The organism is Bacillus sp. ISL-55, assembly GCF_018613155.1.
Lineage (GTDB): Bacteria > Bacillota > Bacilli > Bacillales > Cytobacillaceae > Mesobacillus.
Genome location: NZ_JAGGQU010000048.1, coordinates 35,273 through 46,281 on the forward strand (window position 1 = coordinate 35,273; position 11,009 = coordinate 46,281).

Below are 11,009 nucleotides of genomic sequence, written 5' to 3' on the forward strand. Positions count from 1 at the left end.
CGGGATTTTAAAGCAGGGATTTTAAGCGGCCACTTGAATGGCGATTTTAAAATATTAATAGCAATCATATCATAAGAATTTTCAGAAATCAATTAATTATACATTAATTTGGATGGTGGAATATTACAGAAGTGAAGATAGAAATAAAATACACCTTGAAATGTAAACGGTTTCATTTAGAGTGATAAAAATAACAGGCACCTGGCTGGTACCTGTTATGTATAAAAAGTTGTATATTTATTCATTTGCCATTGAATAAAATGCCTGATCAACTGCATGCAGGGTTGCTTCGATATCCTCCTGAGAGTGGGCGATGGTCACGAACCAAGCTTCATATTTGGAAGGTGCTAGGTTGATTCCTTGCTCAAGCATCAGATTGAAGAAGCGCGCGAACATTTCGCCATCCGTGTTCTCAGCCTGCTCATAATTCTCAATTCTTTCAGTTGTAAAATAGATGGTCAGGGCACCCTTCAGGCGATTAATCGTGATAGGAATGCCATGCTTGCTTGCTGAAGACGTGATCCCTTCCTCGAGCATCGCGCCGAGCTGGTCAAGATAATCGTAGACACCATCCTGTTTAAGCACCTCGAGACAAGCGATGCCTGAAAGAATGGAAGCCGGGTTTCCGGCCATCGTTCCGGCCTGATAAGCAGGCCCAAGTGGTGCAACCTTTTCCATGACTTCGGCTCGTCCGCCGTAAGCACCGATCGGCAGGCCGCCGCCAATGATTTTACCCATAGCCGTCAAATCTGGAGTAATACCCAGCATGTCCTGGGCTCCGCCATACATAAATCGGAAAGCAGTGATGACCTCATCGAAAATAAGCAGCGATCCTGCCTGATGGGTAAGCTCCTTCACTTCTTCCATGAAACCGGGTTTAGGCTCAACGATACCGAAGTTGCCGACAATCGGCTCCACTAAAACAGCCGCAATCTGATCGCCCCATTTTTCAAGAGCTTCCTTGAAAGGTTCAATATCATTGAATGGCACCGTGATGACTTCCTGGGCAATGCTTTTTGGGACGCCAGCTGAGTCTGGAGTTCCCAGAGTAGATGGACCAGAGCCAGCCGCAACTAGCACGAGATCGGAATGGCCATGATAACAGCCTGCGAATTTGATGATTTTGTCCCGCCCTGTGTAGGCACGCGCCACACGAATCGTCGTCATCACTGCCTCTGTCCCGGAATTGACCAAGCGCACCTTATCAAGTGCCGGCATTGCTTCCTTCAGCATTTTAGCGAATTTGACTTCATGTGGAGTCGGTGTTCCGTAAAGGACTCCTGTCTCAGCGGCCCTTTTGATTGCTTCTGTTATATGTGGGTGAGCATGACCAGTAATGATCGGGCCGTATGCTGCTAAATAATCGATATACTGATTGCCGTCCACATCCCAGAAGTATGCGCCATGGGCACGCTCCATCACGATAGGGGCTCCGCCGCCGACCGCCTTGTACGAACGGGATGGACTATTGACACCGCCTACGATATGTTCAAGAGCTTCGCTATGTATTCGCTCGGAATTCGTTCTTTGCATCGTAAAACCTCCTATATGTAACTGCTTTTCTATTTTATCATTATTTCTGCTTTTTACAGATTGTTTCACTTTTCGTTCATTTTGATTGAAAAAAAGCCCCAAAAGCAGTGAACTACTTTTCGAACCTGGACGGCAAGAAATAGGCATTTATGAATTTTATTCATGGAGTGATGTTGCTCCTGGTCATCATCCTGTTCATATCTGAGGGACGGGTGGCTTAATATTCCTCCTTTAGGGGGTTAAACTACCATCTGACAGACAGGGGAAATGAGGCATAGCAATTGTTTTTGCAAGAAGGATTGGCTAAACTGTTTGAGTGACCAAAGGAGGAAATCAAAATGAATGCCATTGAAGTGAACGGGCTGCGGAAGGAATTCAAGGCTTATTCAAGCCGTTCCGGATTATCGGGAGCCTTTCGTGATCTTTTTACACGCAATTATAAAATCGTTCCTGCAGTGAACGATATCAATTTTACTGTCAAACAGGGAGAGATGGTCGGTTACATTGGAGAGAATGGAGCCGGGAAATCGACGACCATTAAGATGCTGACCGGGATCCTGACCCCAACATCAGGAAGTGTCATCGTCAATGGCATGAATCCCCATAAGGAACGGGAAAGATTCGTCCAGACGATCGGCGTCGTATTCGGGCAGCGCTCCCAGCTCTGGTGGGACATCGCCGTCCAGGAATCTTTCCGGCTATTGAAAAAGGTCTATAAAGTTTCGGACGCCCATTATAACGAGCATATGGATCATGTCATCAAGACACTTGATCTTGAGCCTTTGCTTGATAAACCGGTAAGGAAGCTCTCCCTTGGACAGAGGATGCGCTGTGAACTTGCCGCCGCGCTGATCCATAATCCGCCGCTGCTGTTCCTTGATGAGCCGACGATTGGCTTGGATGTGCTAGTCAAGTTGAAAATCAGGGAGTTTTTGAAGGAAATCAATGAAAAATACAATACGACAATTCTGCTTACGACCCATGACCTGACTGATATCGAAGCGTTATGCGAGCGGGTCGTTATGCTTGATGAAGGAAATATCATTTATGATGGCGCGCTGAAAAGCTTGAAGGAAAGATGGGGAGAAGGAAAGGAAATCAGCTTCGAATTTCTTGAAAAAGCTGAACTCAATCGGCTTGAAGCTTTGACTGGTGACCTTGATATTAAATGGGAGCTGGATGAAAGAAAACAGATTTTTACTGCTGTAACAGGGGATGATGAGGAAACAGTATCCCAGGTGATTGCCCGGACGGTTGCTGCCTATAAGGTCAGGGACGTGAAAATCAACGAGCCATCCACAGAAGAAATCATCCGTAATATCTATGATAAAGGTATGACGCAGCATGGATAAATATATCGAAATGATCCGCATCCGATTTTTGATGATGCTGGCATACAGGACCAATTACTACACAGGAATCTTGATCTACAGTATCAATATCGGGGCTTATTATTTTCTCTGGAATGCGATTTACGGCGGGAAAAGTGAAATCGAAGGCCTAAGTGCTGTCCAAATGACGACTTATGTAGCGGTTGCCTGGATGGCAAGGGCGTTTTATTTTAACAATATCGACCGGGAGATGGCGACGGAAATCAAGGAAGGCAAGGTAGCTGTTGAATTGATAAGGCCGTATAACTATCTCGGAATGAAAACGATGCAGGGACTGGGTGAAGGGATTTTCAGGCTGTTCTTCTTCTCGGCGCCAGGTATGGTCATTGTTTCCTTGATATTCCCTATGGAGTTTTCAGCAGATGCCATGACATGGGGATTGTTCGCGATTTCGATCGTGCTGAGCTTTTTAATCAACACACAATTGAACCTGCTGACAGGAATCACCACTTTCTTTCTATATAATAATACAGGCCTGATCCGAGCCAAGCGTGTACTGATTGACCTGTTTTCAGGCTTGCTGCTGCCGATCAGCTTCTTTCCTGGCTGGGCCCAGGAAGTCATGGGATTTCTTCCGTTCCAGGGGATCAGCTATATTCCAAGCATGATTTTTACAAATGGCTTCACTGGGAGTGAGGCAGTCGAAGGGCTTATGCTTCAGGCTGCGTGGGTGTTGATATTAGTGATCCCTATTCAGGTTCTTTGGGTCATTGCTAAAAAACAGTTGATTATACAGGGAGGGTGACGAATGTTTTACTTCAGTATGTTTTTTCAATATGTCGCCCAGTATATGAAGACAAGGCTCGAATACCGGGCAGATTTGGTTGTTGAGATCTTTTCAGATTTATTGTTTCAGGCCGTCAACCTGATTTTTATTCTGGTAGTCTTTGACCATACCGAATTCCTTAACGGCTGGAGCCGTGATGAAATCATCTTCATTTATGGATTTTTCCTTGTGCCATATGCGCTCTTTTCGTCTTTCTTCAACATCTGGGATTTCAATGAGCGGTATATTGTAAAAGGGGAGCTGGATAGAATCCTGACAAGACCGATTCATAGCCTGTTCCAGATTATCCTTGAGCGGATGGAGCTGGAATCATTGTTTGGGGCCGTGACTGGGCTGGCCGTCATGTTTTATGCCGGAAGCCGCCTCGGCCTTGATGTGAGCTGGTCTGATCCTTTCTTGTTTGTTTTATTTGTTCTCGGCGGTGTTCTTGTTTATGCCGGCATTTTCGTCATGATCGCCTGCATCAGCTTCTGGGCAGATGCCCGGACGTCGATCATGCCGATGATGTACAATATCGGCAACTATGGACGTTATCCTGTGGATATTTATAACAAAGCAATCCGGTTTGTCTTGACCTGGATCTTGCCATTCGCTTTTGTCGGAGTCTATCCGGCCGCTTATTTCCTGGGACGCGACGAGTGGTACGGTTACTCGTTTCTGACACCAGTGATCGGGCTCGTGTTTTTCAGCCTGTCTGTTTTCATCTGGAATGAAGGCGTGAAAAGATACCGGGGAGCCGGGAATTGAATATATATTCAGAAAGACCGCAGCCATAAACGTGCTGCGGTCTTTCTATGTAGGTTAAGCTTCAGGTTCAGACAGGTTTTGGCTTGGAAGAGGAAAAGCTGTCAAAAGAAGGGGGAACTTCAGACAGGTATGATGCCAAACAGAGAAAAGCTGTCAGAAGAAAGGGTAACTTCAGACAGGTTTGATGCCACACGGAGAAAAGCTGTCAAAAGTAGGGGGAACTTCGGACAAGTTTAATGCCAAACGGAGAAAATCTGTCAAAAGAAGGTTCAACTTCAGACAGGTTTGTTGCCAAAAGGAGAAAAGCTGTCAAAAGAACGTTCAACTTCAGACAGGTTTGACGCCAAACGGAGAAAAGTTGTCAAAAGAACGTTCAACTTCAGACAGGTTTGATGCCAAACGGAGAAAAGCTGTCAAAAGAGAGGTCAACTTCAGCCAGGTTTGGGCTTAAAAGAGGAAAAGCTGTCACAAGTAAGGTTGACTTCGGGCGGGGTATTAACTTTAAAGCTCCTATTCCGCTACATGGACTTGCTTGCATACTCCTGATTTCACCAGCGTATAGTTGAAGGGAGAGAAGCAGGAAATGAGGCATGAGCATGCAATTTTACTTTTCGGTTATTTTAATCATTTTAGCGATATTTTTGAGTCTGAGAACACTATTTATTCCTCACAAGATAAAAGGGAAACAGGTATCGTTCGAGAATTTCGTCACACTTGCGCTGATTTACGCTACGGTTATGGCGGCATTTGGACTATTGTATTATTTGCTGGATCTAAAAGGGATATGGGTACTTTCTGATATCAGCATGCGTCCGAGTACATCTTCATATGAAAGGATGTCCACCAGCATGTACTTCAGCGCCATTACGCTTTTTTCTGTAGGGTATGGCGATATTGCGCCGGTCGGGATAGGAAGGGCGATCGCTGTTTTGGAAGCGCTCATTGGCTACACGATTCCAGCTGCCTTTGTAACGAGGGCGATGTTTGACCAAAAACGATCATAACGCATTCCTTTGATTTGTATTCCGGTTCAAAATTAGATAGGCTAAAGCTAAATAGATCTGATTTTGGAGGGATACATAATGGCATTAGTAATTGGAGAAAAAGCTCCGGAATTTGAACTGCCGGCCAGCAATGGTGAAACAGTCAAACTTTCTGATTTTGCAGGGAAGAATGTAGTGCTTTATTTTTACCCGAAGGATATGACTCCTGGATGCACAACGGAAGCGTGTGATTTCAGGGATCATCACGAGAGTTTCGAAGGAGTGAATGCGGTCGTTCTTGGCGTCAGTCCGGACCCGATCAATCGCCATGAAAAATTCATCGAAAAGCACGGATTGCCATTCCTGCTTTTGGCTGATGAAGATCATAAAACAGCCGAGGATTACGAAGTTTGGAAGCTAAAAAAGAACTTTGGCAAGGAATACATGGGAATTGAACGTTCAACCTTCATCATTGACAAGGATGGCAATCTAGTTAAGGAATGGAGAAAAGTAAAAGTGAAAGGTCATGTTGAAGAGGCCCTCGAATATATAAAAGAAAGTCTATAATGTGAGGACAGCCGGGTTAGGCTGTCTTTTTGCTGAATTGGGGATAGTTTTAAGATATAATAGGGTACGATAATAAAACTATGACCAGTCAGTCATTCGTATTTTTAAAAGTTGGGGAGGCTTAACGGTGAAGGAAAAGGAAAAAGCAATTATTGAAGCAGCGATTAAGCTCTATGCGACAAAAGGATTTGCTTCAACCTCAATCCAGGAAATTGTTTCAGAAAGCGGAATCTCCAAAGGAGCATTCTATTTATACTTTAAATCCAAGGATGCTTTGTTGATCGCAATCCTTGAATATTACTTTGATTATATTGAAAAGAAGCTCGAAGTGTATGAACAGGAACAACTGTCTCCTAGAGAAAAGTTTTCATTGCAGCTTACAGCGTTATTCAATACGATGATTGAACATAAGGAATTCATCATCATGCAATCAAGGGAGCAGGCAATTCCCTTGAATGAAGAGGTAAAAGACTTGATGCTCCGCAAGTATTATGAAGCGCAAGTTTATTATCAAAACAGTCTGCGTGCGATTTACGGAGAAAAAGCTGAACCGCATCTTTGGGACTTAGCTCTCATGCTTGAAGGATTTTTCAACTCATATATGAAACTGCTGTTATTCAGTCCGGATGGCTTCAAGATTGAGCAATTAGTGGAATATATTCTGAGAAGAGTCGACTCAATAGTGGTCGGGCTGGAGGGAGAGAATCCTGTAGCCTCCGAAGAAAAAGTCAAAGAACTTATTAGTAAAACAAAAGCGTACTTCCTTGCGGATGGGCAGGATATTAAAACGATCCTGAAAAAAATGAAACGGGCGATTTCCACTCTTGAAAATAACGAAGACTTGAATGTTTCGCTTGAGGTGCTTGAAAGTGAGGTAGAAAGAGAATCGCCGCGGATTCCGGTGATCCAGGGGATGCTATCAAACTTCAAGATTGAACAATCGCTGGACACCTACCGAGAGGCCATTTCAGATTTCTATGGATTGAAACAATAAAATAAGCCGCCTATTTTTATCAATACAGGCTTCTGTCCATTCATTTTAGCTTTAACTGAATATCATTGTATTAGGGCATACCTCCTCAAACGATTTAGCGGGCTACAACAGCCCGCCTTTTTTTATGTATTTATAGTCTTGTAAGTTGTTTAATAAAGTGAAAATTAATACAATTATTAATATGACAATAGAACGAAAGGTTTGGTCTGAATGAAAATATACTCCTCCATTCTGCCTGCAGAGGCTTTGCAGGAAGATGTGAAGAAAGAATTTCCCCAAGTCAGCTTTGAATTCCATAAAGGAATCAATGAAGAATTATTTTTGGATGCAGAGATTTTCCTTACATACGGTGAGGATTTAACTGAAGAACTGATTTACAAGGCTGATAAATTAAGATGGATCATGGTCATGTCTGCCGGACTGGACAGAATGCCTTTCGAGGCCTGCAAGAAGCGGGGGATTCTTGTAACCAATGTCAGGGGTATACATAAAATTCCGATGGCTGAATTTACAATTGGCATGATGCTCCAGCATGTTAAACAAATGAGATCCCTGTGGACTAATGAACAAGACGAGTCATGGGAGCGTAAATTGCCGATGGGAGAATTATACGGCAAGACATTGCTCATTCTAGGTATAGGGGCAATTGGCGGAGAAGTGGCGCGGCTGGCAAAAGCCTTCAATATGAAGACAATTGGTGTGAACCGAAGTGGCCGTGAAGCAGAATGGGCTGACGAAATATATACGATGGACAACTATCGAGAGGCCATGCCGGAAGCGGATTTCATTGTCTCCGTAATGCCAAGCACGAGCGAAACAAAACATTTTCTCGATGGCAGCGATTTTGAAATAATGAAGGATACTGCGGTTTTTATTAACATTGGACGTGGGGATTTAGTTAAGGATGAGGTTTTAATAGCAGCACTTCAGGAAAAAAAGATAGCACATGCTTATTTGGATGTATTTTACGAGGAACCACTTAAAGAAAACCACCCATTCTGGATGATGGAGAATGTAACAGTAACGCCCCATATTTCAAGCCTTACGAAGAACTATCTGCCAAGATCTTTTGAAATTTTTAAACATAATCTGCATACATATATTAAAAAAGGTTCGGATTATCTAAATGTAATAGACATGGACAGGGGGTACTAGGAGATGAAGATTTACACAAAGACAGGTGATAAAGGAACAACTTCGCTTATTTATGGAACAAGGGTGGCCAAGAATGATATACGTGTAGAAGCCTACGGTACATGTGATGAAACGAATTCAATGATTGGGCTTGCTTTAAGCTATTTGAACGGAGAGTATTTCAGCGGCAAAGAAGAAATGCAGGGAATGTTCCATAAAATCCAGACGGCATTGTTCCATGTCGGTGCAGAACTTGCTACACCATCTGGGAAAAATGTGAAGTGGACTCTCCAGGAAAAAGACATCGAAGAACTAGAGGACAAGATTGATGCCTGGGATGCAGCACTTCCGCAATTGACCAACTTTATTCTCCCTGGAGGTCATCAGGCAGGCGCAGCGCTTCATGTAGCAAGGACTGTTGCAAGACGTGCAGAACGTCTGGCTGTTGAACTGGGAGAAGAAGTTAATCCGCTTGTCCTTTCCTATTTGAATCGACTCTCCGATTTCCTGTTTGTCGCAGCGAGATATGTGAACATGCATATGGGATCAAAGGAACAGACCTTGCATCAAAATTAATATGAATACTGTAATTGTAAATGTTTGTGATGTGGCAATATTGACAAAAGTGGAATGAAATTAGTACACTATTTATAAATATTATAAAATAAGAATGATAATTTTAAGTAAAGTGAGGTGCATGGCGGTGGTACAGAGTCAGTTAAAAGAAGCCCTGGATACCTTGAAGGATACAGGAGTCCGTATTACTCCGCAACGTCATGCGATACTCGAATTTTTAATAAACTCAATGTCGCACCCAACAGCTGATGAAATATATAAAGCGCTTGAAGGGAAATTCCCTAATATGAGCGTCGCGACAGTTTATAATAATTTGAGAGTATTCCGTGAAGTTGGATTGGTAAAGGAATTGACATATGGAGATGCATCAAGCCGTTTTGACTTTGTGACTTCCCATCATTATCACGTTATTTGTGACAAATGCGGGAAGATCGTTGATTTCCATTACCCAGGCCTAGACGAAGTAGAACACTTGGCTTCCCATGTAACGGGTTTTAAGGTCGGTAACCACAGGATGGAGATTTACGGCACCTGTCCGGATTGCTCTGCGAAGGAAGTTCATTAATCTAACTGCTGATGGCAATAGCTATCAGTTTCTTTTTTTGAAATTAAAATAGAACTCGGCTGCAGCCGAGTTCTATTTTTGTTGTTTACGATTGTATTGTTCGTCAAACTCCTTGCCTTCAAGAGATGGGTCAAGAGTTAATGGTTCATTGCAATACATGCAAATATCCACTCGGCCAAGCATTTTAGTATGCTTGCCGCAATTAGGGCAGACTACCTGAACTGTTTTTGTCGATAACATTCCAATCCAAAAATAAACAACGGTGCTTGCTATAATGAAAAGCAATCCCAAAATCATGAAAATTGTCATGACTAATGGGGAGTTCCGAAAGAAAATACCTGCGTACATTACGATGAAGCCGATAAATATAAGGCTTAACGCAAAGGTGCGGATTTTATTAATTTTATTAGAATACTTAGCCATTGGAATTTCCCTCCCTAAAATCTAACTATATCATACCATTTGCGGCAAGATAATCATAAAAAAGTCTAAGTTAATGTCGAAAAATGTCTAGAGGAAATGCAGGAGATTTTATATAATTGTCGAACATATATGCTAACAAACAAATGGAGGAGTTTATTATGGAGGATATCCTTCGTTCGATTTATCAAGAACGCGCAAGCCATCCTAATACAGTAGGAGTAGTGGTGGTTGAGAAGAGGCAAAAAGCCATCGCTGCCACTGATACATTTGATGTCATCCTGCTTATTATAGTAAAAGAAAATAATGATCCAGTCTTTGTAAAACATTATTCTTATGAAGATAAAAAAGCAGCGATGCATATCGTGACTGAAAAACAAATCAATGATTGGCTGTTAATAGGCAATAACAAAAAAATATTTGATTGGCTGTACAATGGGAAGATTGTTTTTGACAGGAATGAACGGATCGCCAACCTGAAGCATGAACTCAGGGAGTTTCCTTTCTTTGGCCGGAAAATCAAAATGGGGATCGAGTTTGCCAAATTGATCAGAAGGTATTCTGATGGAAAAGTTCTCTTTGACAGCTTTAATTATTTGGATGCCTATAATCACGTTGTACATTCGCTTCATCACCTGGCAAGGTTAGCGGTAATCGAAAATGGTTTTCATCCAGAGGTTACAGTGTGGCATCAAGTCAAACAGATTGAACCGGAAATATATAAGTTATATGAAGAATTGATTTGCAGTGAAGAGTCGATTGAAAAGCGGTTGGAGTTATTATTCCTCGCCAGTGAATTCTTGATCCATAAAAGGACGAGGGTTGGCAGCCAGCATTTGCTAGAGGTGATGGAGAGTAAAGAATTCTGGTCATTCAATGAATTGATGACACATCCTGAATTGGCTCCTTACTCAGTAGATCTCGGTATTCTTGTGGAATATTTGATAGAAAAGAAAATCCTTGATGTAGTAAATGTTGAAACAAAAGGACAGGGTATTTTCCACAGATATTATCAATCTGCTGAAAAATTATCCTAAAAAAACAAAAAAGCTATTGACCATTTAAAATTTACTTGGTATATTAATAACCGTCGCTGCGGAACACAGCAAAAACATTTTCGCGGCAGACGGTTGAAAACTTAAAAGTGCTTTTCGGTCGATAACATTTTTTGAAAAAAGTTGTTGACAGAAAAAACACGGGATGTTATATTAGTAAAGTCGCTTCTGGGCGACGCGCTAACTAACTTGCTCTTTGAAAACTAAACAAACAAGCGTCAACAAGCAATAAATTTATCATGGCTTCTATTATAGAA

At 42.3% G+C, this 11,009-nt stretch carries 12 protein-coding genes; 10 read left to right on the top strand and 2 right to left on the bottom strand.

The window, feature by feature from the left end; translation table 11 throughout:
* Positions 1-237 precede the first annotated feature (237 nt).
* The gene (locus J7E32_RS20440) at positions 238-1,533 is read right to left on the bottom strand and encodes a glutamate-1-semialdehyde 2,1-aminomutase (protein WP_214911222.1); all 1,296 of its coding nucleotides are present in this window, start codon (positions 1,531-1,533) and stop codon (positions 238-240) included.
* Positions 1,534-1,871: 338 nt separating this feature from the next.
* On the opposite strand from J7E32_RS20440, the gene J7E32_RS20445 reads away from it, so the two are divergent.
* From J7E32_RS20445 to perR, 9 genes are all read left to right on the top strand, one after another.
* On the top strand, positions 1,872-2,885 hold the full coding sequence (locus tag J7E32_RS20445; protein WP_214911224.1) for an ABC transporter ATP-binding protein: 1,014 nt from the start codon (positions 1,872-1,874) through the stop codon (positions 2,883-2,885).
* The gene (locus J7E32_RS20450; RefSeq protein WP_214911226.1) at positions 2,878-3,669 is read left to right on the top strand and encodes an ABC transporter permease; all 792 of its coding nucleotides are present in this window, start codon (positions 2,878-2,880) and stop codon (positions 3,667-3,669) included. Before J7E32_RS20445 ends, J7E32_RS20450 begins: the two co-directional genes overlap by 8 nt.
* Positions 3,670-3,672: 3 nt before the next feature.
* Positions 3,673-4,458 carry an ABC transporter permease gene (locus tag J7E32_RS20455; protein WP_214911228.1) on the top strand — a complete coding sequence of 262 codons (786 nt, stop codon included), beginning with the start codon at positions 3,673-3,675 and terminating at the stop codon, positions 4,456-4,458.
* 596 nt (positions 4,459-5,054) lie between these two features.
* On the top strand, positions 5,055-5,462 hold the full coding sequence (locus J7E32_RS20460) for a potassium channel family protein (protein ID WP_214911244.1): 408 nt from the start codon (positions 5,055-5,057) through the stop codon (positions 5,460-5,462).
* Between the two features lie 78 nt (positions 5,463-5,540).
* Positions 5,541-6,008 carry a thioredoxin-dependent thiol peroxidase gene (gene bcp, locus J7E32_RS20465; protein WP_214911230.1) on the top strand — a complete coding sequence of 156 codons (468 nt, stop codon included), beginning with the start codon at positions 5,541-5,543 and terminating at the stop codon, positions 6,006-6,008.
* Positions 6,009-6,135: 127 nt separating this feature from the next.
* Positions 6,136-7,002, top strand: a complete 867-nt coding sequence (locus J7E32_RS20470) for a TetR/AcrR family transcriptional regulator (protein WP_214911232.1) — start codon at positions 6,136-6,138, stop codon at positions 7,000-7,002.
* 210 nt (positions 7,003-7,212) lie between these two features.
* Positions 7,213-8,157 carry a D-2-hydroxyacid dehydrogenase gene (locus J7E32_RS20475; RefSeq protein ID WP_214911234.1) on the top strand — a complete coding sequence of 315 codons (945 nt, stop codon included), beginning with the start codon at positions 7,213-7,215 and terminating at the stop codon, positions 8,155-8,157.
* A 3-nt stretch (positions 8,158-8,160) separates the two neighbouring features.
* Positions 8,161-8,712: a cob(I)yrinic acid a,c-diamide adenosyltransferase gene (locus J7E32_RS20480; RefSeq protein WP_214911236.1), complete on the top strand. Its 552-nt coding sequence runs from the start codon at positions 8,161-8,163 to the stop codon at positions 8,710-8,712.
* 121 nt (positions 8,713-8,833) lie between these two features.
* Complete coding sequence (perR, locus tag J7E32_RS20485) at positions 8,834-9,277, top strand: peroxide-responsive transcriptional repressor PerR (RefSeq protein ID WP_041967611.1); 444 nt, start codon at positions 8,834-8,836, stop codon at positions 9,275-9,277.
* Positions 9,278-9,349: 72 nt separating this feature from the next.
* Here the strand turns inward: perR and J7E32_RS20490 are convergent, their stop codons facing one another.
* Positions 9,350-9,700, bottom strand: coding sequence for a YgzB family protein (locus tag J7E32_RS20490; RefSeq protein WP_102261628.1), 351 nt, complete (start codon positions 9,698-9,700; stop codon positions 9,350-9,352).
* Positions 9,701-9,858: 158 nt separating this feature from the next.
* Here J7E32_RS20490 and J7E32_RS20495 point away from each other — a divergent pair, with 158 nt between their 5' ends.
* Entirely contained in the window at positions 9,859-10,734 is an 876-nt protein-coding gene (locus J7E32_RS20495; protein ID WP_214911238.1) for a nucleotidyltransferase-like protein, read from the top strand.
* The last annotated feature ends 275 nt before the right edge of the window (positions 10,735-11,009 follow it).